Source organism: Psychrobacter vallis, assembly GCF_904846715.1.
Lineage (GTDB): Bacteria > Pseudomonadota > Gammaproteobacteria > Pseudomonadales > Moraxellaceae > Psychrobacter > Psychrobacter vallis.
Window position 1 is genome coordinate 170,173 of sequence record NZ_CAJHBU010000003.1, and the last position, 26,399, is coordinate 196,571.

The following is a 26,399-nucleotide window of genomic DNA, read 5'->3' on the forward strand; positions in this document are numbered from 1 at the left end:
TGATCTTGCAATATTAAAATTTCCACCTTTGAACAGATAGAGAAGGGCTTATCATGGTTTGGACTCAAACAAAGCGGCATGTGCAACTTAGTAGCGGCCATCCTGATATTGCCACAAGCCTTATCCAGCAAGCTGATGTTATTGAAAGTTTATTGGGAATGCCACTGCCAGACAGTGTTTGGGATACGCCTGCTCTTATGCCTGTGCCCAGTGCTTATCCAAGTCCTTATCATCACGACCAACGTGTACAGTCTTATCAAGAGCGACAGCTTGCTCTATATTGCGGCTACCGTATTAGCCTTACCTTATTACATCCGCAAGTGGGACTTAATATAAAAGATTGGATAGGGCAGAGTGTGTCGATTCAGTGGCACACTGGTAATGCTATACATTCAAATCAAATTCGCCATGGTATCGTTACGCAAGCCACAGCCCTTGGTAGTAATAGTGGCATGGCAGCCTATCGTATTATCTGCGAGCCAGCTATAAGCCAGCTACGCTTCTCTAGCCACAACCGTCGTCACCATCATCTTAGTCTTAGCGAGCTTATCACTGACATCATAAGCCCTTATGATATGGATATCGAAATTGACGAGCGTTTGAGTGATTGCCATATTCAGCACAGTGTGCAATACAATCAAACAGATCTGGCCTATTTAACACAGTATCTTGCTCTATATGGCATCACAGGCTATTACCGTCATGAAGCAGACAAGCATACTCTGGTATTACTTCCCCATGATTGTGAGGACTTGCGTCCAGACACGAGTGACATCCATAGCACGCTCAGTCAGAATACGGCCAATCTTGCTGACAGACAAGACCGTATCACTGCCATTCGTCCGCGTATTACCCAGTATATCCAACAAACCGACCTACATCGTTATGACAATCGGTTATTGAGTACCTATGGTGGCAGTAGCACTAGCGAACATTCTATTGATTCAAGCAGTCCAAACAGTCACAACCGCTTTTTGCATAGCCATACTCATTTTGATGATAAAGGTCTTGATCAACTTGCTACTCTCTATCAAAAAAATGCTCAGCAGCTTGCCAATCTAGGTAGCATCACAGGCAACATCCGGCATCTCTCTTTGCCAAGCGCTCACTATATCGATGGCAATCCTTACGTGACTGAGCCAATAAGCCTGGCTTCTATTCATCACCGTATTAACAATCATATTCCTACCGATTGGTTGGGTATAGCACCCTTTGATCCGATGACTCTACAGCCTTATTTAAAAAAGGATAGTGATGACGACACTGTCCATCATATTACTGCTTGCTACCTGCCATTTCCAAATCATCACCATATTCCCTTTGGCGAACAGCTGACAAATCTTGGGCAACCGCATCCTAGTCTCACTGGTCTAATGAGTGCCAGTATTATCGATACTGTTAGTGGCAGCGCTATTGATACTGATCGTAATCATCGTGCCCATATTCGCTATCATTGGCAACAGGATGAAGATGGACAGGAGAGCAGTAGTGACAGCGCTCATTGGATACCCATCGCCAGCCACCTCGTTGCCGACCACATGGGACAAACCCATCCGCTGCGGCATGGTCAGCACGTCCTTATCGACTTTATCGGTGGTGACATCACTCATCCCATCATCATCGGTAGTACCCACAACGGTCGAGGCAATCGTGATGCCCAGCACAATAGCAGCGTCAGCGACACAGATGCCCTTGATGCCACCAGTCCCGCTTGGTTTATCAACCAAAGCCATCTATACCCCATAGATGGCATCAAAACCCAAAGTATTGACTCAAGCCGAACAGGGGACGCCAGCAAAGACAGCTTAACCAATGGTTATAACCAGCTCATGTTTGACGGCCATCCTGATAGTCCACAAATCAATCTCTATAGCACAAGCTACCAAAGCAGCCTCACAATAGGCCAGCTGTATCAGCACACCGACCATGCGCGCGGTCAAGCGCGGGGACAAGGTATTAGTATAGAGACTGGGGCAGCCGCCAATATACAAGGCAGCAAAGGCTTGCACATCAGTAGCCGTACCAGCCCCCAGCATATGAGTCATAACAGTCACAGCAAACTACAAACGGCCGATCAGCATCAACAAGCATACGAGCAACTCGCCAATACCCATCAACCAGTAGGATTGGACGGTAGCGCCAATGACAAACCAAATGGTAGCCAAAACCAAGAAGACGCTCAAACGCCATTTATCAAGTTTAGTAAAGACACCAACGATGCCGCGCTTAACGAAGCTGGACAATGGCAACAAGCTAACCTGCTCATCGACTCACAGCGTCATCTTGCCATGCTAAGTGGACAGCATAGCCAATTTACCAGCACTCAAAATACCCATAGTCATGCCACAGACAGTACCCATTATCATAGCCAAACTCAAATGAATCAGCTGGTCGCAGGCGATATCCACTACTACTCAAACAAAGCACAAACCCATACCGCAGCGTATGGTGATGTAACCATACAAGCACATAAAGCACAAATGCGCCTCGATAGCGAGCAAGTACTCCGTATCCATAGCCGTGACAGTATTGAGATTATCGCCCCTGATACCCTAACCCTGAAAGCCGCTGGCAGTGGAATTGAGATATCAGGCGGTAATGTGACGTTTATTACACCGAGGCAGGTGGGCTATAAGGCGAGTAAGGTGGATTGGGGCAGTGGGGGTGGAGGTAGTTCAACGATTACTGTGCCTCAAGACGAGCTTGCTGACTGTGTTGCCAAAACGGCTAGTACGAGTAAAAAAGGTGGAGCTGTCTAAATATGTTATTACCACAAGTAGAGTGTCTTGATGATATTCAAGCCACGAAACAGTATCAAGATCAGCTCAAATCTGTGTACCAAATTATCTCAGAGAATCAGTATCAGCAGCTCACTGTGCTCATTGATTTAAATACGTATGGGACAGAAATATTTAACGTCCTTGACTGCGGCGTAGATTTGCCATTTGAGCGTATAAAACGCATTCATCATACCTTCAACGATGACTTAGCTCTTGTTGACATTCAGTTAGGTGACAGTACTGGTCAGCGCATACTAGAGCAACTATTGGCTCTAGCACTATATGAGAATATCAATGATATAGCAGGTAATCCGCATCCACGTAGCATTTGCTTGTGGTTGTTTGAGCAACCGATTACTGAAAAGCTAAAACAAAGTCTGTATCTGATAGGACAAGCATATGGACTAGGATCAAACAAGCGCCGTTATCTGCGTTACTGGGATCCGAGAGTAATACAGTTGTTGGACTATTTATGGACAGCGCCACAAAAGCTGCAAATTTACCAGTTGGGGCTCTCTCATATTTATTATGTTGATTGGAATAACAAAATGAAGGTACTAACGTTGCCGATACCCAATAAGGTATATCCGTCTAATATTGAAGCAGCATTGGAGCAGCTCAGGCCTTTACCCTTTAGATTTAATCAGCAGCAGTGGCAACTGCTTGAGCAAACAGAGTGGATAAATATGATATTTCGGCAACTGAAAGAACAAATAGTGATCAACGCTCAATCTTATGAAATTGTCATGAGCCAAGCATTATTGATTGCCAAGCGTCAAATGACGCAGCAGCAGGCGGTTAATAATATTATTGAGGGTTTGGAGCAGCCTAGAAGCCAGGGAGTAGCGGGATGAGTAATGATTTAAGCTTTATGAATAGATTGACAAGTAATCATAAAAGTTCCCAAGATAAAAAGAAAGCTGAGCCTGTAGTATTAGAGCTAGAATATGAAATCCCTACGGATGACCCATCAGTCAAGAAATGCGATTATGAATGTGGAAAAACGGGTATTCCGATATTACCTGTGGCGTTTAGTAAAACAGATTATAAAGTAGCGACCCAAGATGAGCGGTGTTTCGCCCACGAGATTGCCTCTATAGCATCTACTCATACTGCTGTTGCGAGCCTACCAAATCATGCTTATCTTTATTGTTATATAGAAGATAGTGAAGGATATAGTTTTAAAGAGTATTACACAGGTGCAGATGGAGCATTTAAACGTACTCAATCGTATTCTGACAAAGATTTTAAAGAAAGAGCCAGTGGATCTGGACAAATAGACGTACAAAACATAAATGAGTCTGACAGTGATACTTCTGAAGAAGATGTACAGCCATTCACCTGTAATAAAAAAGAACATAGTACGTTGGATAGTAAATATATTACTTTGCTTCAAGGAGATACGGCATGGCTAATGGTGAGCCATGCCAAACTGAGTAAACCCACATTAAAGAAATATATCGAAGATGAAACACTACGTAATAAACGTATGCAAAAGTTTGTCGCTGATGAATTAACAGGTAATAAAAATACCATTAATATGAGCACTAATGAAGTTGGGTATATAAAGAGTTTTTCTCAACGTAAACAGCTTACCCAAGGTGGAGATATTAGTAATAAGGTTAATGCGTTAGAGAAAAATGGAGATAGTAAAGTATCGGGAAGCGTCCTAGCCGCATTATCACTGTACCAAAGTATGCAAAGAAGCATCGTAGAATACGATGAAGGTCTTGCTTTAGAAATAAAACCCATGATGGTTGCCTTACCTGATCCTGTAGGAGAGGTCATTGCAGCAGCAGAGAAACGAAACTACTTGATTAGTCAACTCAGTGAGCTATCAGAAAATAATGATTATATTCGTAAAACTATTAATGCTTTAATCATAAAAAATCTTGAAAAAGCAAGTATTAAGACAACGGAGTTTAAGGGCAAAAAGTTCTTTAACGCGGGTAATAACGACTATCTTGGCACTTTGTTAAATATAGGGTTCTCAGATACTGACCCAGATGATTTGATATTTAAGCATATCGATAAGAGCAGTTATGAATCTTATCTACAGTCTTCCCAAAAAATAATTTCCCTTAAAAAAGAAATTGTTAATGCTCGTAAAGTCTTTGTCAAAGCAATCACCAGTGAAGAATTCAAATTTATTATTGAAAGTGACTTTGACATTGAGCTTGTTCACGATGAACAGACTGCTAAATATTTTGAGGCGATGATTGCTTCTTGTATTGCAGGCTGTGGTATTGATGATAGTAATATTGGTATCCCACAAAGCATGCTTGATGCTTTTGAGTCTACTGCACCAAAAAGTGATATGGCCACTGAAGAGGAGTTTAAAAAAGTATTATTGCCTCAGATCAGTAGTAGCATCAAAATCAATCAAAACTGGCTATTCAAAGCACTTGGCGGTTTGGATAAGGAGCTAGTCGAGATTATTTATGACTTTAGCAAGAAAGATAGAGCTTCTGAAGCAGTAGGTGCTGGAATAGGCTATACGGTCGAAGGGGTTAGTGCTGCGACGTTGAATAAGATAACAGTCAACAGTAATCGAAGCGCTGCTATCAATAAAGGTAAATTGATTCAGACACTAAGTCAAAATTTATTAGCATTGAGTTTTTATGATTCAAAAGCATTTAGAAATTTGTATAAAACACTTGAACTTAGTATCTATGGTCATTCAGGATTAGTAGTTGTTCCTAAAAAGGTGACTGCCACAGCTGATACTATGGCTGCCTTTGCAAATTTCGCCTTAGGCTCAGTGCTTCCAAAATCAGTCGTTAATAGAATTAATGAAAGAGCCAGACAAGCTCAAAGAGGTGTAACCAGTATCTTGGAAACCGTTACTGATACTAATATTGTGCGTACGCCACAGATTGATAATTTGCAGCAGGCTAAAACGCAAGTTTTGTATTATTTTGATGAAGCTTTTTCAACAGGTAAAGGTATGAGTGCCTTAAGCCAGCTAAATGATGGTCAGCGTCCCATTAATCTTGATCAATTAGACGCTGAAGCATTAGCTGCTAGAGCTATTGAATGGCATGACAACATCAAAAAAGGTGCGATAGGAGCCACAGGAGTTTTATCTGGTTTCATCGCATTTCTCCAGTTAAAAGCAGTGATTGCTAGTGTACCAGCGATTGCCAGATTAAAATACGCAGGTGACTCGCTTCGATTAACGCAAGAGCAATTGGGCACAGTAAGTTCTGGGCTTGCACTGGTGACGGCTAGTATGGATGTGACCGCTTCAGGAGCAGGCTTACTGGGCAAGACCAGCTTTGCAAACAGACTGGTCTATCGGGCAGGATGGATAGGAGTGGTCGGCGCGACGTTTGAGGTAGGCAGTTTAGCGATTTATGGCTATCGTAAGTTTAATGATGGGAATAGGATGTCTGCCGTGATGACAGCTGGAGCGGGAGCATCAATAACTGCTTCAGCAGTGGCGGGCTTGATTTATGGTTATGGGGTGGCAAACGCTGCAACTGGTGGCGCGGCAGCTATTCCTGGTGCGCCACTACTTGGTGTTATGATGATAGGCATGACGCTAAGTTATGTCTTTCAACGCTTGGCTTACAAATGTGATGATAAAAACAATACATTAATAGAGTATTGGTTAGACAACAGCGTGTTTGGTCATAAAGCCATGCGAGGACAAAATTACTATCTGATAAATCCGTTTCAGACACAGCCAGCTTTTGTTAATCTAGAACAAGATATCAGTGGTTTTATTACAGCTTGCACCTTATTTTTAGCCAATAATCGTTTGCAAACCTTTCAAGGTAATGTACCTGTGGCGCACGAAATAAGCACAAACAGTGAGATAAGACTTCCGCCAGTCCTTGAAATTGTAAAAGAGCATCTGACCTTATTTGAAAGTCAGATCCACATTGGAAATTGGGACAAAGCAAGTCAACTGACTATAGAAGTAGTCGCTGACAAAAACGGCAGAGAACAAAACCTATATAAAGCGACATTCTATAACTCTACTAGCGATGAACCGGTTGCTAGTACTATTACGTCATTAGCCATTGAGAGATTACTACCTATAGTGACAAAAAAAGAGACTGAAAAAGAATCGGAACCTCAATTTATTATTGATACACAGTTATTAAAGTTTGAACCCCATAATATTAATAAGGCAAAAGTTATCGTTACTTATATGGCTGATACCAGCCGCAATCCGCCATATCCTTTAAAAGATATTAGCTATTTAGATAATAATAAATATTAAAAAATATACTTGAGTTGAATTCTGCTATGATCTTACCCACTCCTCCCATACCTCCTGTCGGTAAAATAATCAGTCGCCCTTGCGAGGGAGATATTCCTAACTTTAAAGAAAAAAATGCCAGTATTGAGAGGCTAAGTAAACTTGCTCATGAGGTCAATCCAGACTATTTGTTATTTCATCCTAGTATTAATTCTATTCAAAACGTATGGCTTTTAGCGTCATATTGTGGTGCATGGTTAGGTGGGCAGAATATATTTTTCTTGTTGGCGGTTATATATGATTATATTTTTTTAAGTCCTTTCGATATTGTTGGTCTTTCATTAATAATGATGCTGATTATACTGATATCAATCTTATCATTCGGTGCATTTTTTACTCTAAAACAACTAAAAAGAAAGCAATCTCGCTACCATAAAATATTGCTATTAAAAAATACTCAACAAATCGCTTATTATGAGCATAAGCGTAAGCAAGACCCTATCTTTCATTTGGTCAATTACAGAGATATTACTGCCTCCATAAGGCGCAATGAAGGTTTAGTGTATGAAGCCCTAAACTTGCATGTGATTGATCCTAAAACCAACCAAAGCATCCAAAGCATCAATCTTGAAGACATGCAGCTCAACCCTTATGACCAGTGGACATTTATTCGAACCTATATGGAACGTCCCGCTGAAGAGCTACCGCTTGACCCAAGATACGCTCACGCTTGTCCAACAGATGTTAGCACCTCATTATTGGCTTGTGCTGATATCGCTCAAGAAAAGAAAAATAAGGGCTTAACAGGGTTACGTCATGAAGTGACTGTCATGGGTTGGTTACGTGCTTGCACCGTTAGCTACTTAGATCTTGCTGAAGGCAATATTTATCAATCAAGCGCCAATCCTGCACTGCATCCTGAAGTGCAACGTCGGTGCATGTGGGATGGAAAAAATAATCCTTATAATATCTTGCCTGTCACGGCAGAGCGGCAAGCGGCCTTTGCTAACCAAAATCAAAAAGTTAAGCAAAAATGGTATTCAGGCATTGCGATCAATGCGACATGGTTTATCGGGTCAATACTGTATGTAATGTTGGTGATTGCTTAGATGAAAATTGGAAGGCTTTAAATGCAATTACGCGACGACTTCGCCAAACATATTAGTGAGCTTCACAATCCTATTGACCGTCCTTATACCGCTAGTATAGACAAAAGCTTATTAAAGAACACTGAAGATATTGAACATCTTAACAAAGAAATTCACGACGTCAATCCTGATTACTTAACATTCCTACCTGCGTACTTTTGGGTGTTTTATTTTGCGATTGGCTGGGTTTATTTTTCTTCACATTTTTTTGTAGCTACTTTCATTGGCGATATATTTTACAAAGATATGTTTAAGGGAGGTGTGTCTTTAGGAGGTATTTTCTACTTTAGAGTATTCTTTCTAATAGCTTTATTCATAGTTGCTTGTACACCTCTAATCCTACTTCTCTATCAATTTATTAGAAAATATCCCATTCGCACCCAATACTACTTTTTAAAAAAAGAGCAAAAGATAGCCTACTACTACCGTCCACTCTGGAAGTTTAGACAGTCCTACGAGCTTAAGATAGTAGATTATAAAGACATACGCCCAGACTTGCATCAGGACCCATACAATCGAGCTTATACACCGCTCAATCTCTACGTCGCTGATCCTGAAACAGGCGATATTACCCATCATCTAAAGCTAGAAGATTATAGAGTCAATCCGCGCGTACAATGGGCATTTATCCGCACCTATATGGAAAGCCCTGTGGATGAGCTTCCAATAGACAATGAAATCTGCCAAGCTTATCCAGTTGATACTAGTGGCTCACTATTTGCCTGTGCCGATATTATCTATCGTAAAAACGGCATACTGTCTAGCGATCATTCTGGCGGTGGTCAGATCATGGTCTTTATAATAGGCTCAATAATAGCTTTAGGTAATCTATTTCAGGCTAATCATTACCAATGTACCAAGCGAGCCATCCTACATCCAGAAGTTCAGAAGCTACTCACATGGGACGGTCAAGACAATCCTTATCCTATTCAGCCCATAACTGATGAAGCCAAATTAGCCTTTGAAGGTAGAAATTGGGAAGTTAATGTCAGATGGGTATGTATCATACTTATTAATGTTAGTTTATTTGCTTGGGCGGTAATGGCTTATAATAGTTGATGGAAATTGAGACAAGCCAATGATTGAAGACAAGCACAGTGAATTTGCTAAACATGTTAATGAGCTACAAGAAGTTCTTGAAAGTCCGTATAGTAGCGAGATAAATAAAGGTTTATTAGAAGAAGGAGAAGACATTGAGCATCTTAACAAAGAGATTGCCAACATTAATCCTGATTATATGACTTTCTTACCTAGCTACTTTTGGTATTGGTATTTCTGCATAGGCTGGGTTTATTTTTCTACATTTTGGCTAGGTAACTATTTTTTGCAAGATATTGGAGAAGTTGTATTTATAAATGGTAATTTTGACTTATTTGATATAATACTTACTTTTTTCTGGCTACTTGTGTTTGGTACTCCTCTTTTCTTACTCTTCTATCAATTTATCAGAAAGCATCCGTACCGCATTCAATACTACTTCTTAAAAAAAGAACAAAAAGTAGCTTACTACTACCGACCATCACTGCAGTTTTTTAAACCCTTTGAATTAAAGATAGTAGACTACAAAGACATCATTCCTGAAATACATACAATCAAACACAACACGGCTTACACGCCATTAAATCTATATATTGCAGACCCTAAAACAGGAGGTATTACCCATCATATCAAACCACATGATGTCTCAGTTAATCCTCGGGTGCATTGGGCGTTTATTCGCACCTATATGGAAGGTGATGCCGCCGACTTACCGATAAATCCTGAGTTCTGTGAGGCTTATCCAGCAGAAAACAGTAAATCACTATTTGCTTGTAGCGATATTGTCTTTCGCAAATACGGTATTCTCAATACGCACCATTCAGGCGCTGGCGGCATCGTTATGCTTATAATTAGCTCAATATATGCGCTTGGTTACTTATTACAAGGCAATAACTACCAGTGTGCTGAACAAGCCATATTACATCCTGATGTTAAGAAATTACTGACATGGGATGGTAAAGATAATCCTTATCCCATACAACCAATCACTGCTGAGGCCGAAAAAGCATTTCAAGGTAAGAGTTGGCAAGTTAACCTTAGATGGATAGTGGCTATATTAATTAACATAAGTTTGTTTGTGTGGGCGGTGGTGGCTTATAATAGCTAGTCAATATTGCTCGCTAATCACATGTTGTCTAACTATGATTTACAATCCTCCTAACAATACCCATCCTATCGAAAAGCTACTAAGTAGACCTTGGGAAGGGAGCATACCTACGTATCGGGAAAAATTAGCCAGCATAGAGAAGCTGAGCCGTGATGTACACGAGGTAAACCCAGATTATTTATTGTTTCACCCGATTATTAACTCGCACCAGTTGGTTGGTTTCTTAATGACCTATTGCTTTAGTTGGTTATTTGGGCAGTCGTTCTTTTTGATGACAGCTATGGTTATGGCAATTATTAAAGATGGGTCTATATTTTATTATTTCTTAGCTTTTTTTATTATTATTTTAAACTTTTTAATGTTTGGATTACTACCGTATATAGCATATAAACAGTTTAAAAATAAAAAATCCTATTACAATAAGATTTTATTGTTAAAACAGACTCAACAAATTGCCTATTACGAGCATAATCGCAAGCAAGAGCCGATTTTTCATTTAATTAATTATAAAGATATTGTCGCCTCAGTCAGACATAACAAAGGCGTCGTATATGAAGCCTTGAACCTGCATGTGATTGATCCTAAAACAAGTCAAACCATTCAAAGTATCAATCTTGAAGACATGCAGCTTAACCCTTACGACCAATGGACATTTATCCGAACCTATATGGAGCGTCCTGCAGACGAGTTGCCGCTTGACCCAAGATATGCTCATGCCTGTCCGACAGATGTTAGTACCTCGTTACTGGCCTGCGCTGATATTGCTCAAGAGAAGAAAAACAAAGGTTTGACTGGACTACGCCATGAGGTGACTTTTATGGGTTGGTTGCGTGCTTGTACCGTCAGCTACTTAGACTTAGCCGAAGGCAATATCTATCAATCAAGCGCCAATCCTGCACTGCATCCTGAAGTGCAACGTCGGTGCATGTGGGATGGAAAAAATAATCCTTATAATATCTTGCCTGTCACGGCAGAGCGGCAAGCGGCCTTTGCTAACCAAAATCAAAAAGTTAAGCAAAAATGGTATTCAGGTATTGCTATTAATGCTACATGGTTTATCGGTTCGATACTGTATGTGATGCTGGTGATTGCTTAGATGAAAATTGGAAGGTTTTGAATGCAACTACGCGACAATTTTGTCAAGCATATTAGTGATCTGAATAACCCACTTGAGCGACCTTATAGTAAGGATATTGCTGGTGGAATGGACAAAATTCATGCTAGCACACCTCTTAACGCTATATACTGTCAGTATTTGCAAGGAATCAACGCCATGAATCAAAAAACTGCCCTTTTTGTCGTGAAAAATACACTAAAAAGAATGGGCGCAAACTAGGCAAACAGCAGTACCAATGTCTATCTTGCAAACGGCAGTTTTCAGGTGGCACAAGACTCAATAACGAAGCACTTTGGACTGAATATACGCAAGGTAAACAGACGTACAAACAACTGGCTGACAAATACCACTGTAGTCTTAAAACCATTCAAAGACGCTTAGACAAGGTCAGTATTGAGTATCAAGTTAAACGGCCTAAGTGCGTTAACATTATTATGGATACTACTTACTTGGGTCGCCAGTTTGGTCTTATGTTATTTATGGACAATACCACTAGAACGGTTCTTCATCAGCTACAAATTGTGACCCGTTACCTGACTCGTCGCCCTAAGAACATCGCCAGTATTGAGCTTAGAGGGCTCACTTTAAATCTAGCTGGGCTTGATAAGTCGACTTCATTAAGCGCTGAGATCACTGGTATTTAACTCATGAAGACTATCTGAACGAACGTAGTATTAACACTGATGCTGGTAGAACATGGTACACACATAAACGTCTCAGAAGTGCTTATCGTAGTCTCAGAACCAATAGTGATTGGCTATTTACTTATCGAGAATATGAGCATTTAGACATGCCAAATACGACCAATATGCTTGAAAGTTTATTCAGTGAGTTAAAGCGACAATTGCACAGTCATCATAGCTTAAATGAGCACCGTAAGTTACGGTTTATTAAAGACTTTCTACTCTCAAAGTCTCTCGAGTAGCATGAATTTTGCCCATTACACCTTACTTAGCAAGTCTTCATATTCACGCCAAACTTCACAGGCACGAGCATATGAGATACTTGGATATATACCGATAGAGATAATACTTTTCTTAGGGTTTGAAGGCGGGTAGTAGCGATGCATCTATGACTTGGTTTCAGTAGGACGCACCATTAAGAATAGTTTAGGATGGTTTTTGACAGAAACGAAGTATTTTTTATCCTCATGCCCCGGTCTGAACTAATCGCTTTTCTTTCCATATCCTAGATCTTCATGAGTAAACTCAAAACTCGGTATACTTAAAGTGCATGGATTGGGATAGATAGAGCAGGACAGTATAGAACGCCAGATACAACAAAGCCCCTTATATAAGGGGCTTTAGCTGTTCTATAAGATAGTATAGGACTATGTAATGGTACCCGGAGCCGGACTTGAACCGGCACGCTATTGCTAGCGAGGGATTTTAAATCCCTTGTGTCTACCAATTTCACCACCCGGGCAAAACTTGTTTTATCTAAAATGTAAGCTAGCTGATAGACCATCTAGTTACTAGATAAGTGGTCGCTATTATAATCGGTTGTGATAATAATGCAAGCCAAAATTAACGTAAAGTTAATAAATAATTGGAGGCTGGAGTCGGAATCGAACCGGCGTTAACGGAGTTGCAGTCCGCTGCATGACCACTCTGCCATCCAGCCAATCAAGGTGGCCTATATTAGCAAAAATATAGCAAATTACAAGTTATTTTTTAATTAAAGATAACTTATTTGCTGGCTTGAGTATGTTTGGCCATAATTTGTACTCATTTAGGGCATAGATAATCTTTATAGGTTCATTTTAAGCAGTAGTCTAGTCTGGTTTAATACCAAACCCAAAAATACGATTAACCGTGTAAAATTCGTTTAGCCTACGATTCGTAGTATTTGCGCTCGTTTTCCTTGTTACTCTGATTTTGGGGAGTAGTATAAGTTTCATGTCTATAAATGATAAATATTAAAAAATATAGTGCAGCGACTTAGCAGTCCGAGTAGCCCGAATAATAAGTTACTCTATCATGACGTAAAAATCCAGCCAATCCCAATCCATAACGCTCAGCTATACGCACCGCTGTACTGGTTGGTGCAGACATACCAACAAGCCAAGGTATATGTCCACGAATGGATTTTTGTACCAGCTCAATTGACAGACGCGAAGTCATCAGGACACACTCAACTTCTATTTTTTGGCGCAATTGCCAGCCAATCAGTTTATCAAGGGCGTTATGACGCCCCACATCTTCAAATAGATATAACGCCTGCTGATGTACTGTTGCCGCTGCATGTACCGCTCCTGTGAGTTGATGTATGTGTTGCAACTTATCAACTTCTTGGCGCATTTGTAGTAGCGTATCAAGACTCGGTATCACCGCCTTTTTCTTCAAGTTATTACAATTGTTATTGGGTAAATTGCTTTGCGAATAACTACTAAGATCGGGCAGTGCCTGTGTCAACCCAGTGATACCGCACATACCGCAGCCTGTACGTCCGGCTAGCTGACGTTTTTGTGCTTGAATACGTTGGTGACAGCGCTGGTTTAGTATCAGCTCCACCACATAAATATCGTAGTCTTGCAACTGCTGGGATATTTTCTCAAATTCTGCTGAGCCAATATTTTCATTATCCAAGTCTTGCGTAAATCTTTGATAGCTTACGATATCTGTCAGCTGGTTGACTTCCCAATCAAGTAGCTCGTGACTATGATGAATCAAACCTTCGCTAAATAAAAAGCCAATGGCTAAATACTCTAGCTGATGAGGGCTGGCCATCAATACAGCATAGTGAATACCATTGATAACGATAGCAATGGCAGCTTCTACTGCCAAACTAACAGGCTGGCAATCAATGTGAGTCTGACCAATAACCTGAGGTTTATTGGATAAATAGGCGTGCTTTTGTGATAAATGGGTGCGCGAAAGCGGCGTGATAGCGATTTCTGAGGCCTCTGAATTTTTATTTGACAAGAACCGCTGATCAAATTGGTCGTCTTCTTTCATGTGAGTATGAGCTGTCATCAGAACAAAGTGCCATGTTTAATTATCTGCATTGTTTTTTCATCTGCCTCGCAAGTAGGGTTATGGCTCAATATATCGCTCATCACTTACGACACAGGCTCAGCTACGCTAGCATCTACAGCCACTCGTTGCAAAACGACCGTCGTAGATTTATACGCTGGAATATGGGAGTCTGGCGCATGTGTGTCTAAGTCAAATAAATCGTTACACTCAGGGTAGTAAGCGGCAACAGCATTTGATGCAATGTCCATCTCAGTGAGTACCAGTGGACCCAGTTGCCGCGGCTGATCCGAGCTGTTTTTGTTGGCGTGGCGGGTGACCATCACAGGATCGCCTTTTTGCCAACCTAAGCGGCTGATTTCATCTGGATGCATAAACAAGACATCACGGCGATTGGTTTGGCGATAGCGGTCGTTATAGCCAAAAATCATGGTATTAAATTGGTCATGGCTACGGACGCTGGTTAACTGCCAAATTTTTTGAGTGTCATGTTGAGAGTCGTCATTATTGTCAATGTCATTAGCTTGTTCTTTAAACGATAGAGTGGCCTCTGACATCTGCGCTGCGACATAGGTAATTGAGTACTGTGGCACTTCAAATTGGGCTTTACCACTGTCAGTGTTCCATACGCGATGGCGCGCTGGGTGATATAGGTGAAAGCCGCGTTCGGTAGCACGAATACGTTGGTTAAAATTCTCAAATCCATCAATCGCCTGAGCGATATAATCACGAACGATATCGAAATCTTCGCTCATTGCTTGCCAAGGAATGGCAGAGCCAGATTCTAATACATGAGTTGCTATGTCTGCGACAATTTGTGCTTCAGACTTTAGGGTATCACTGACGGGTTTAAGGTTACCTTGAGTCGGCACAATTTGGCACATAGAGTCTTCGATCGTTGCAAACTGCTCACCTTTAGCGGTAATAATGCGTTCGGTGCGACCTAAGCAAGGTAAAATCAAGTTATTGGCACCCGGATATAACATGGTTTCATTGAGCTTGGTGCCGACAAAAATATTAAGCTGTGTCGTGGTTAATGCTTGCTGAATGGCACTGGTATCAGGTGCGGCAACCGCATAATTCCCACCCATACTCATAAACACCTTTAACTTTCCAGCAATGAGTGCTTTTGCGCCTGTCACAACATCATAGCCGTGCTCTTGCGGCATCGGACGTTTGAAAACACGTTCAAGACTATCCAGTAGTTTTCGTGCAGGACGTTCATGGATGCCCATGGTACGGTCACCCTGCACATTGGAGTGCCCACGCACTGGAGAGGCGCCTGCACCATCAATGCCAATCATACCCATCAGCAGTAGTAAATTGGCAATCATCGCCACATTATCATCGCCTTGCACATGCTGGGTGATACCCATGCCCCATGTGCAAATCGTTGCTGGACTGTCGGCAACCAGTTTGGCAATAGCAATGATTTGCTCTTTACTGATACCAGACCCTCGCTCCACATCTGTCCATGATTGCTGACGAAGCCATACGTCGAGCGCCTCATATCCTAAGGTATGCTCATGGATAAAATCCTGATTTATTCTCTTGTTTTTAGTCAACCACTTAGCAATACCTGTTAATAATGCTGCATCGCCACCAATTTGAATTTGAATGACCTCGTCGACCATATCATCGCTTTGGCCTGCTACCATATGGGAGGGCTTTTGTGGGTTTCTAAATTTACGTAAACCTTGTTCGCGCATAGGATTGATCGAAATAATTCGGCATCCCTGCTCGTGAGAATGGGCAAGTATTTCAAGCATACGCGGGTGATTGGTTGCAGGATTTTGCCCAAACATCAATATCAGTTTGGCCTGTTCAAAATCTTCTAGCTTCACCGTGGCTTTGCCAACACCCAACTGTTTACCCAACATCACTGAGGTTGGCTCATGACACATGTTAGAACAATCTGGCAAATTATTGGTCCCAAAGCAGCGCACAAATAACTGATACATAAAGGCAGGTTCATTGGTGACTCGGCCTGAGGTATAAAATAACGCTTCATCGGGCGAATCAAGCTGTCCTAACTGTTCAGCGATACATTGATAAGCCGCTTCCCAAGAGATCGGTAGATAGCGGTCTTGCGCCGCATCATAATATACTGGCTCTGATAGACGACCGCTGTGCTCAAGCTCATAGCCTGACCATCCCTGTAACTCAGTGACAGTATGCCTTACAAAAAATGCCGCATCTGCCTTTTTTGTCATGGTTTCACTAGCAACCACTTTAATACCATTTTCGCAGACGTCTATCGCCTTATGTGACTTATGATCGGGCCATGCGCAGCCTGGACAGTCAAATCCACCTTGAGGTTGATTACTCTTGAACACACTCACACTGCCACGCAAAAAAGTCTGATAGTCCATTAGCTTACGAGCAGAGGAGAGCAGTGCTGGCCAACCAGCAGCAGGGTGGCTATAAACAGGAATTTTACGCATGATGAATCTCATATAGTCGAGGCAGTTTAAAAGGAGTGCAAGGCAACCGAGTACAGAAAGTACCGTTGTACAGCAAGCGAGGTTAACACCGTACCCATTTATAAATGCTTTGACTATATAGATAAGCTGGATAGGCAAAGTCTGACATATAACGACTATATAATGAAGCACATAAACTTTATAGGATCATTAACCATAGATAACAAAAAAACCTTCAAGAAACGTGAAGTTCCTTGAAGGTTTATAAGTGGATATTTATATTCTAAGTTAGCTTAAGATCAAACTGTCATCTTCAACTTTTTCACCGCGCGTTTGCTCAAACATATCAAGCAAGTCATGTACCGTCATATCTTTACGGATATCACCAGCAACATCTAGGACGACTTGACCTTGGTGCAGCATAACGGTACGCGTGCCATGTGCCAAGGCTTGCTGCATGGAGTGCGTCACCATCATAGTAGTGAGCTTATTGTCGGTGACAATTTTGTCCGTTAACTCCAAAACAAAAGCAGCAGTTTTGGGATCAAGCGCAGCCGTATGCTCATCAAGCAAGAGAATTTTAGAGGGCTGTAATGAGGCCATCAGCAAACTCACAGCCTGACGCTGGCCACCTGATAACAGCCCCATACGGTCGGTCAACCGATTTTCTAGCCCTAGCTTTAAGACAGATAGCTTTTCTCGGAACAAATCACGATTATTCGGATTCAGGGCAAATTTGAGCCCGCGCTGACCACCACGCTTATAGGCAAGCGCCATATTTTCTTCAATGGTGAGCGCTTCACAAGTTCCAGCCATCGGATCTTGGAACACGCGAGCCACCCAATGGGCGCGTTGATGCGCTGTTTTTTTGGTAACATCAATACCATTTAACAAAATTGAGCCGCTATCAACGCGCGTGGTGCCACTGACCGCATTTAAAAAGGTAGATTTGCCTGCACCATTGGTACCAATAACAGTGACAAATTCACCATCAGCGATATTGAGATCGATACCACGTAGGGCAGGGTTTTCAATGGGCGTTCCAGGATTAAAGGTCAACCGCAAATCTGTAGCTTGCATCATAATAATTATTCCTTATGGTTGCACCTTGATATTAAGCCCGAACTTTACGACTTAAAAATTTATTTTTGGCTTTGGGCAGTACCAATGCCAATACCACGAGCAGCGCTGTTATCAAGTTCAAATCCTGCGGGCCAAAGCCAATACTGCGTAGCGTATCGCTCGATAGAGCCACCTGAATAAATAGCTTGTACAACACGGCACCGACGACCACCGCAAAAGTAATCAGCCAAATCCGCTTGGCAGGAATGATGGTCTCACCGATGATGACCGCTGCCAAACCAATGACAATCGTCCCGATACCGATTGAGATATCGGCGCCGCCTTGTGTCTGTACAAACAGCGCACCAGCCAAAGCAATCAAACCGTTCGAAATCGCCATACCGATAATGGTCATCCATGAGGTATTGATGCCTTGTGCCTGTGCCATACGTAGGTTCGAGCCAGTTGCTCGCATGGACAAACCAGTTTCGGTACTATAAAACCAGTTTAAAAATAACATGGCAAATAGCACGACCACCCCGATGATAAGGCAGCGCATCCAATAGCCGTTGCCATCAGTGACCAAGGTGCTAAATACTGTGGTTTCGCCCAATAGCGGCAAGTTTGGCGCACCCATGATGCGCAAATTGACAGAATATAAGGCGACCATCACTAGGATGCTGGCAAGTAATTGCAAAATGCCAAGCTTGACATGCAACCACGCAGTGACGATACCAGCGACTGAGCCTGCCAACATACCAAAGGCACAAGCCAGCCATGGGTTGATACCCGCAATAATAGAAATACCAGCGACGGCACCGCCTAACGGAAAACTACCATCAGCGGTCAAGTCCGGAAAGTCGAGGGTACGAAATGAAATCAGCACACCGAGTGCGACTAGGCCATAAATCAGACCACTTTCAAGCGCACCAAAAAAAGCAATTAAGGACATAAGAGATCAGTAAGTCATAACCAAGCGTTCAACAATTAACGTTATAGACGTTAACTCATCAGATAAGGCCGCATATATGAGCGTTACCTTATTTAATTTAGGGTTCTATAAGTCAATTTTAGCTAAACGGCTAAGCGGTGAATTTAACAGATTAAGCAATCTGCGGTTAGGGTAAACCAAAACATGTCACGATAAAGCATTAACATAGGCTACCTTGGCTCAATAATTTGACTCAAGATAGGGCAAATTTAGAAATGGCATGAATACTTTATACTGAATAAGCGTTTTATAAGCAATGAGATAAGTTAAAGTATGGTATGAACCGCTACTGGAACAACACCTGCTTAAACAAGAAGCCCAGCCTACTGATTCATAGCTGGGTTTCTTGTATTAAACACTTAGCGTCAAAGCAAACGGCAAATAATGACACGGTCAAAATGGACATCTATCTTACGGTTGCTATGATAAGCCAATGCTAAAAATGCGTTATTCTACCACTTCTTTTGCTTTATCGATAACCGCTTGTGACAAAGTAATGCCTTGTTCTTTGGCATGTGTTGGACTGACGTATAGATTCAGCATTTGTGGGGTATAGACAGGGATAGCCCCTGCTTTTTCACCATTTAAGATACGGACAACGATTTTACCCGTTTCGCGGCCAAGATCGTAATAATCCACACCCAATGCTGCCACTGCACCGCGCTCAACTGAACTGGTATCTGAAGCAATCAAAGGAATCTTACTTTCTTTGGCAACTTGATACAATGACTCGTAGGCTGATACAACGTTATTATCGGTCGAGGTATAGATCATATCGACTTTACCTTCGAGACTACGTGCGGCCATCGCAATATCCGTACTACGCTGTGCTGGCGCTTCGAGTACATTGATGCCTAATGGGGTCAGTTTTTCTTTTAGGTTGTTTAAGATGGTGGTTGAGTTGACTTCACCTGGGCTATAAACGTAACCAACGTTCTTTAAATTTGGAATGATTTGACGCATCAATTCAATCTGTGGCTCATAAGGAAGAGCATCAGAACCACCAGTAACATTGGTGCCAGAACCATCTAGTTTTGTTACCAGTTTGGCTGCGACGGGGTCAGTCACTGCTGAAAATACCAAAGGAATACTGCTTGTCGCAGCAGCTACTGACTGCGCTGATGGCGTGCCAATCGCGATGATAACGTCTGAGTTGTCTGCAACGAACTGCTTAGCAATCTGGCCAGCAGTGGCGGTGTTTCCCTGCGCACTTTGAAAGTTAACGGTTAAGTTTTCACCGTCTTTAAAGCCCGCCTCATTTAACTCGTCGATGACACCCTTGCGTACATCATCAAGCGCTGGATGTTCAACGATAGCGGTGATTGCGACAGTCTTCATCGCTGTGGCTGCATCGCCATTAGCAGCTGTATCGGTGCCACTGGTATCTTGGGCTGATTGATTACAACCTGTCAAGACAGCGGTACAAACGCCGCCTAACAATAGCGCTTTACTAAAACTGAAACGACCAAAACGATTTTGATACAACATGGGTCTCACTCCTGAAAATAATAATGTGTCCGTACATTATTTAATAAATGAATAAAATAAAGGGTAAAAAGAGCCATCGATATAAAAGATAGATGGCTAAATATCAGTTTTTGGCACTATTTATTCGCACTCTGTGCTTGCTTGTCGATATTGATGGCGTTTTTTAACAAGTCGTCTGTCAAGCTTACTCCTTGCTCAGCGGCGTGCTTGGGACTTGCGTATAAGGTTAGAGTATTCATCACTTCAGGCTTAATCGTATTGATCGCTTCGCCATTTAATACACGATATACCATTTTGCCCGTCGTACGACCAAAGTCATAATCATTGACACCTAGGGCAGCAGTAGCACCGCGTCTCACGCTGAACTCATCTGAGGCAATGACTGGAATGTCAAGCTCGTTTGCGGCACCAGCCATCGCTTCAAACGCTGATACAACATTGTTGTCTAACGAGGTGTAAATCACATCGACGCGACCAGCAAGGCTACGAGTCGCCATGGCAACATCCGTTGGGCGATTGGCGGTGACTTCTAATATTTTAAGCCCACGTGCTGGTGCGGCTTTTTTGAGTTGATTGAGCACCACAACGGAATTGACTTCGCCTGGGCTATAAACGTAGCCAATGGTCTTTGCGTTGGGCGCGATTTTTTGAATATTGTCTAACTGCGGCTCGATAGGTAGTTCACTAGACAAGCCTGTGACATTAGATTGGATGGGTACGTTATTTTCGTCAATCAGCTTTGCGGCGACAGGGTCTGAGATGGCAGTATAAATGACTGGGACTGTCTTGGTTGAGGCGACGATAGACTGAGCGGATGGCGTCGAGATTGCTACGATGGCATCTGGATTGTCACCTGCAAACTGTTTTGCAATCTGACCTGCTGTTGCCGTGTTGCCTTGGGCGCTTTGAAAATTGATTGTTAGGTTTTGACCTTCCACATAGCCATTGTCAGCCAATTCATCAATAATGCCGCGACGCATCTCATCTAATGACGGATGTTCGACAATTTGGGTGATGGCTAATGATTTGGCAGGCTTGTCGGTATCAGCCGCTGCGTTTTCATCAGTTGTTGCGGCTGTGTCTGTAGTATTTGAACAGCCAATCAATCCAAGGGTGGCGCTGATAGCAGCACCGTATAGGCTCAAGCGTAAGGTAGTGGCAATAGTCATTATTAGGTTAACTCGTAGTTTATAGCAATCGTAAAAAACCAAGCCAATATTATGAGACGTGCTAAGCCTACTGGTTATAGTGCTTATGCTTGCCTGAATTATGCTTGATTTTGAAAAATGATATTGGAAAATGCAGGTTAGCCGAGTCAATGCTATGTTGATGCCAAAATAGCAGGCTAACAATAAAGTAATCATTCCATCGATCATTATGTTCATATTATGACAGTAATGTAACTTATCGCAATAAGAAATTAAAGCGTATTCGTCACCAGTGTTATTAAGGCAGGTATTGACAGTCTTATGCGCTGAGTTCTTATTTATTCTGCCCATAAAAAAGATGCCACTTAGAACATTTTGTTATGTGGTAAAACGATACTTGAAAAGAGTACAAACCAGCAACGCAGCTATTACGATCTCACTTTATAATTAACTTAAGCCAGTTCTTATTCGAAAGTTATAGTAAGTCTACCACTCATACCATGTTTATTTTGACGTAGTGAAGGTGTAATAGACTCTAATATGTACTTAATTTTTTCGTATAAATATTTTAAGGATAACATTATGAACACTGCTAATTTAAAGTTATTAACCATCGCTGGCATTACTGCCACCTCATTGATTTGCTTGCCAGCTATGGCAAAAGACAATCATGGGAACGGTCATGGAAATGCCAAGGGTAACTCTGCTCATATTAGTAAAGATTACAAGCATAGTGGCAACGCCCAACCCAACATCAATGCTTATCGCAATGCTAGCCCCAATGCCTCATTTAAGCGTGATCTTGATAAATATGGCTATAGAGTAGTCGGCAAGATTGACAGAAGAGATTATGATCGTTCTGTTGTGTTAGACCGTTATGATGACCGCTACGTTCGTATTCGTACGCCAGAAAATAATATTGTGACGGTGATTAATGACACGCTGCAGATCATCGATATCTTGAATAGATAACAATAAACTCTAATCTTTTAAGTCAGCCATAAAAAAACGGTCTATTTAGACCGTTTTTTTTGTTCTTTAATGATTACTTACATCATTACGCAATTTAACGTTGTTAGGCGAGCACATCACCAATAACACAGTTGTCAGGTAGAGTAACCACCGTTAGCTGAGTTTTTGGATTGCCAGTTGACAGTACCATGCCTTCTGAAATACCAAATTTCATCTTGCGTGGCGCTAGATTGGTGACGCAAATGACTTTTTTATTGACCAGTTGCTCAGGCTCATAAAATTTACGAATACCGCTAAAGACATTACGTGGTTTGTCTTCGCCAACATCTAATGTGAACTGTAATAGCTTATCCGCGCCTTCTACGTGATTGCATTCTAAGACGTGCGCCACTTTCATCTCAACTTTGGCAAAGTCTTCGATGCCAATGTAGTCAGCTTGCTCGGCATCTGTTGTTGTGGCAGGCTCGTTCTTCGCATCTGCTTTACTGTTTTTAGTAGCAGTAGGTGCATCGGCTTGCGTCAATGATGCTTTGGAATCTTCTACCATGGCTTCGATATCTTTTTCTTCAATACGCTGCATCAGTGGTTTGAATTTATTGATTTTGTGCCCTAATAACCACTCATTACGACTGGCAAAGCTTAAATCATCAAGATTTAAGAACGTTTTGGCGTTGTCGGTTAATTCAGGCAATACAGGAGCCAGATAGACCATCAATTGACGGAAGATATTGATAGCGACCGAGCAGACGTCTTGTACTTCTTGTTCTGACCCTTCCTGCTTTGCCAGTGACCATGGTTTTTTGGCATCGATATATTCATTGGCTTTGTCCGCACACTGCATGATTAAACGCATGGCACGCGAGAACTCACGATTTTCGTAAGCGGCAGCAATTTCATCTCCCGTTTTGGTAATGTCTTCTAATAATTCTGACTCTACGCAAATGTCTGAGAGCACGCCATCATATTTCTTAACCAAGAATCCTGCGCTGCGACTGGCGATATTGACCACTTTACCAACCAAGTCAGAGTTGACCTTTTGCATAAAGTCTTCTAAATCAAAGTTGATGTCTTCTACTTTGTCCGTCAATTTGCTAGCGAAGTAGTAGCGCAGATATTCAGGATGCAAGTACTTGGCATAGGTACGGGCATTGATAAAGGTACCGCGTGACTTACTCATTTTTGCGCCGTTGACCATCAAGAAACCATGGGCGAAAACACCTGTCGGCGTGCGCAGCTCACTACCTGCCAGCATGGCTGGCCAAAACAGCGCATGGAAGTAAACAATATCTTTACCGATAAAGTGATAAACCTCGGTTTTGTGCTCGTTTTCTTGCGTCCAATAACGGTCGAAATCAAGCGCATTGTCAGTGCCCTCAAGCTTATCACACAGGTTTTTAAAGCTTGCCATATAACCAACAGGCGCATCTAGCCAGACATAAAAATATTTGTCTGGCTCGTCACTTGGGGTGTCTGGAATTTGGAAACCGAAGTAGGGCGCATCGCGCGAGATATCCCAGCTGGCAAGACCAGAGTCGAACCATTCTTGTAGTTTGTTGGCGACCGAGGTTTGTAGACGGTTGTCACTACGTGTCCAATCCTGTAAGAACTGCTCAAACTCTGGCAGATCAAAGAAATAGTGCTTGGAGGTTTTGAGTATGGGTGTTGCGCCTGAGATAGTGGAGCGCGGATTTTTTAACTCTACGGCATTATAAGTTGTGCTACAAACCTCACAGTTATCGCCATATTGATCCAGCGCACCACATTCTGGGCACTCTCCTTTGACAAAGCGATCAGCTAAAAACAAGTGCTTTTCAGGATCAAATAGCTGCTCGACATTCTTTGTGCTGATATGTCCAGCACTATTAAGACGACGATAAATCAGCTCAGAAAACTGTTTATTTTCCTCTGAATGGGTGGTGTGATAATTATCATAATCAATCAAGAACTTCGAAAAGTCTGCTTCGTGTGAAGCTTTGACCGCTGCAATTTGCTCCTCTGGCGTCACGCCATTGGCTTCTGCTTTGAGCATAATGCCAGTGCCATGAGCATCATCCGCGCAGACATAAGTGACTTTATGGCTTTGTGCTTTCATCGCACGTACCCAAATGTCAGTTTGAATATGCTCTAAAAGATGCCCCAAATGGATGTCTCCATTGGCGTAGGGCAGCGCACTGGTTACTAGAATCTCACGCACTTTCATCACCTATATTTTTATATAAACGGGTTGGTTATCAAACGTCCTAAGCAGTTTATGCCTATTGGACGCGATATTATCAAGTCTAAAAATTTCCAAAAATAAGAAAAATTTAAAAAGTGTGTCTATGATAACTTAATTCAGCCAAATTTGTGACATTCATCAGAAACTAATACGCTAACGAATGAGGATATGCTCTAGCCGCAAACACTAGGATTTAGTTGCTATAAAAAAGCCCACTAAACCATTTGCTTAGTGGGCTTTTATTGGGACAAGACTATTTGATCATAAAAAGTGAGTGAAAGTTTACCTACTATTTAAAACGAACCAAACATTGTCCCTAAAATAATAACGGCGACCACACTGATGAGAGGAATGGCCATGGTCACCATCGCGACGTTTAGATAAGACTGCTTATGTGTCAAACCACAAATGGCAAGTAAGGTAATCACAGCACCACTGTGCGGCAACGTATCCAAACCACCAGCGGCCATCACAGCGACGCGGTGCATCAGTTCTGGGTCGATACCAGCAGCCACCGCCATTCTTAGATAGTCTTCACCCAATGTCGAGAGTGCAATACTCAAACCACCAGAGGATGAACCTGTGATGCCAGCCAGCGTGGTCATCGCAACCGCTTCTGAGATGAGTGGGTTGTCAGGCGTTAGGTTCAAAATACTGTCACGGATAATAATAAAACCTGCTAGTGAAGCAATAACTGCTCCATAACCAACTTCCGATGCGGTGTTAAAAATAGGTAACATCGAGTCGTAAGTACCACGGTTGATGGTTTTTTGTAGATTGGTCCAGTGCCCGATACGCAGCACAATAATCACTACGCAAGCCACGACCAATGAGATGATAATTGACCATAAACCGAGTGAACCTGCGATATTCAGCTCTGGAAATTGGGTTTGCAAGCCACTAAAGTCCATCGAAGGAAAAATCGCATACGTCAATAAAGCGTTTAAAGCGATCACCAATATCAGTGGAATCATAGCAATATTAAATGACGTCTGATGCGTGCTTAATACTTCGGCTTGTTTTTCAGCCGCTCCAATACCGCCCACATCTTCTTCATCGTGTTGACCGTAGCCTTCGCCTGCGGCATTGGCTTTTTTGGCTCGTGATTGCAACCATAACCAACCGCCAATAAACATGATAGTACCGCCAATAATTCCCAAGATAGGGGCGGCAAAGACGTTGGTATTATAGTAAGGAATGGGAATGGCGTTTTGAATGGCAGGTGTGCCCGGTAAAGCGGTCATAGTAAAGGTAAATGAGCCTAAGGCAATGGCCGCTGGAATCAAGCGCTTAGGAATATCGGCTGCTTTGAACAAATCTTTTGCAATGGGATAAATGGCAAAGGCCACAACAAACAACGAGACGCCGCCGTAGGTCAAAATCGCACAGACCAAAATCACCGCGAGTATGGCCTTGCTGGCACCGAGCTTTTCGACGACGGTACTGGCAATCGCAGTTGCTGCACCAGAGTCAGCCATCAAACGTCCAAATAAGGCGCCCAGCAAGAATATAGGGAAGAACTTGAGTAAGAATCCACTTAATGAGCCCATAAAGACATCGGTGTAAGCGGGGATGGTGCTTAAAAAGTCACCTGACAGTAAGACGGCTAGTGTCGCCATAATCGGTGCTAAGATCAGCACGGAATAACCGCGATAAGCAAAGAACATCAAAAGTAATAAAGTAATGATAATAGCAAAGGTACTAAACATAATCGCCCTCCT

The 26,399-nt window shown here is 42.2% G+C and carries 18 protein-coding genes and 2 tRNA genes; 10 read left to right on the top strand and 10 right to left on the bottom strand.

All coding sequences use genetic code 11. The features are described from left to right. The first annotated feature begins 53 nt into the window (after window positions 1–53). The 9 genes from JMY02_RS03230 to JMY02_RS13820 are packed head-to-tail and all read left to right on the top strand — an operon-like array spanning window position 54 to window position 12,045. Window positions 54–2,759, top strand: coding sequence for a contractile injection system protein, VgrG/Pvc8 family (locus JMY02_RS03230; protein ID WP_201595108.1), 2,706 nt, complete (start codon window positions 54–56; stop codon window positions 2,757–2,759). A gap of 2 nt (window positions 2,760–2,761) precedes the next feature. Continuing rightward, window positions 2,762–3,634, top strand: a complete 873-nt coding sequence (locus JMY02_RS03235) for a hypothetical protein (protein WP_201595110.1) — start codon at window positions 2,762–2,764, stop codon at window positions 3,632–3,634. Continuing rightward, window positions 3,631–7,011: a toxin VasX gene (locus tag JMY02_RS03240; protein WP_201595112.1), complete on the top strand. Its 3,381-nt coding sequence runs from the start codon at window positions 3,631–3,633 to the stop codon at window positions 7,009–7,011. Before JMY02_RS03235 ends, JMY02_RS03240 begins: the two co-directional genes overlap by 4 nt. 26 nt (window positions 7,012–7,037) lie before the next feature. Next, window positions 7,038–8,099, top strand: a complete 1,062-nt coding sequence (locus JMY02_RS03245; RefSeq protein WP_201595114.1) for a DUF6708 domain-containing protein — start codon at window positions 7,038–7,040, stop codon at window positions 8,097–8,099. 21 nt (window positions 8,100–8,120) lie between these two features. After that, entirely contained in the window at window positions 8,121–9,197 is a 1,077-nt protein-coding gene (locus JMY02_RS03250) for a DUF6708 domain-containing protein (RefSeq protein WP_201595116.1), read from the top strand. Window positions 9,198–9,216: 19 nt separating this feature from the next. After that, window positions 9,217–10,284, top strand: a complete 1,068-nt coding sequence (locus tag JMY02_RS03255) for a hypothetical protein (protein ID WP_201595118.1) — start codon at window positions 9,217–9,219, stop codon at window positions 10,282–10,284. Window positions 10,285–10,318: 34 nt separating this feature from the next. Continuing rightward, window positions 10,319–11,380 carry a DUF6708 domain-containing protein gene (locus tag JMY02_RS03260; protein ID WP_201595120.1) on the top strand — a complete coding sequence of 354 codons (1,062 nt, stop codon included), beginning with the start codon at window positions 10,319–10,321 and terminating at the stop codon, window positions 11,378–11,380. A gap of 21 nt (window positions 11,381–11,401) precedes the next feature. After that, entirely contained in the window at window positions 11,402–11,620 is a 219-nt protein-coding gene (locus tag JMY02_RS03265; protein ID WP_201595123.1) for a hypothetical protein, read from the top strand. Beyond that, the gene (locus JMY02_RS13820) at window positions 11,530–12,045 is read left to right on the top strand and encodes a transposase (RefSeq protein WP_455233767.1); all 516 of its coding nucleotides are present in this window, start codon (window positions 11,530–11,532) and stop codon (window positions 12,043–12,045) included. The genes JMY02_RS03265 and JMY02_RS13820 overlap by 91 nt, the downstream gene beginning before the upstream one ends. A 694-nt stretch (window positions 12,046–12,739) precedes the next feature. On the opposite strand, the gene JMY02_RS03275 is transcribed toward JMY02_RS13820, so the two are convergent. The 8 genes from JMY02_RS03275 to JMY02_RS03310 all read right to left on the bottom strand — a co-directional run bounded on the left by JMY02_RS03275 (window position 12,740) and on the right by JMY02_RS03310 (window position 21,509). Further along, window positions 12,740–12,826, bottom strand: a tRNA-Leu gene (locus JMY02_RS03275). 124 nt (window positions 12,827–12,950) lie between these two features. Further along, window positions 12,951–13,024, bottom strand: a tRNA-Cys gene (locus tag JMY02_RS03280). 317 nt (window positions 13,025–13,341) lie between these two features. Next, window positions 13,342–14,376: a formate dehydrogenase accessory sulfurtransferase FdhD gene (locus tag JMY02_RS03285; RefSeq protein WP_227678401.1), complete on the bottom strand. Its 1,035-nt coding sequence runs from the start codon at window positions 14,374–14,376 to the stop codon at window positions 13,342–13,344. A gap of 86 nt (window positions 14,377–14,462) precedes the next feature. Continuing rightward, the gene (locus JMY02_RS03290) at window positions 14,463–16,820 is read right to left on the bottom strand and encodes an FdhF/YdeP family oxidoreductase (protein ID WP_201595125.1); all 2,358 of its coding nucleotides are present in this window, start codon (window positions 16,818–16,820) and stop codon (window positions 14,463–14,465) included. Window positions 16,821–17,087: 267 nt separating this feature from the next. After that, window positions 17,088–17,882 carry an ABC transporter ATP-binding protein gene (locus JMY02_RS03295; protein ID WP_201595127.1) on the bottom strand — a complete coding sequence of 265 codons (795 nt, stop codon included), beginning with the start codon at window positions 17,880–17,882 and terminating at the stop codon, window positions 17,088–17,090. Window positions 17,883–17,913: 31 nt separating this feature from the next. Beyond that, on the bottom strand, window positions 17,914–18,813 hold the full coding sequence (locus JMY02_RS03300) for an ABC transporter permease (RefSeq protein ID WP_201595129.1): 900 nt from the start codon (window positions 18,811–18,813) through the stop codon (window positions 17,914–17,916). A 486-nt stretch (window positions 18,814–19,299) separates the two neighbouring features. Further along, entirely contained in the window at window positions 19,300–20,340 is a 1,041-nt protein-coding gene (locus tag JMY02_RS03305) for an ABC transporter substrate-binding protein (protein ID WP_201595131.1), read from the bottom strand. Window positions 20,341–20,456: 116 nt separating this feature from the next. Continuing rightward, complete coding sequence (locus JMY02_RS03310; protein ID WP_201595133.1) at window positions 20,457–21,509, bottom strand: ABC transporter substrate-binding protein; 1,053 nt, start codon at window positions 21,507–21,509, stop codon at window positions 20,457–20,459. 561 nt (window positions 21,510–22,070) lie between these two features. On the opposite strand from JMY02_RS03310, the gene JMY02_RS03315 reads away from it, so the two are divergent. Further along, window positions 22,071–22,460, top strand: coding sequence for a hypothetical protein (locus JMY02_RS03315; protein ID WP_201595135.1), 390 nt, complete (start codon window positions 22,071–22,073; stop codon window positions 22,458–22,460). Window positions 22,461–22,563: 103 nt separating this feature from the next. Here JMY02_RS03315 and metG read toward each other — a convergent pair whose 3' ends face one another. Both metG and JMY02_RS03325 read right to left on the bottom strand, forming a co-directional pair. Further along, window positions 22,564–24,660: a methionine--tRNA ligase gene (gene metG / locus JMY02_RS03320; protein ID WP_201595137.1), complete on the bottom strand. Its 2,097-nt coding sequence runs from the start codon at window positions 24,658–24,660 to the stop codon at window positions 22,564–22,566. Window positions 24,661–24,971: 311 nt separating this feature from the next. Further along, entirely contained in the window at window positions 24,972–26,387 is a 1,416-nt protein-coding gene (locus JMY02_RS03325; protein ID WP_201595139.1) for a GntP family permease, read from the bottom strand. Window positions 26,388–26,399: the final 12 nt, after the last annotated feature.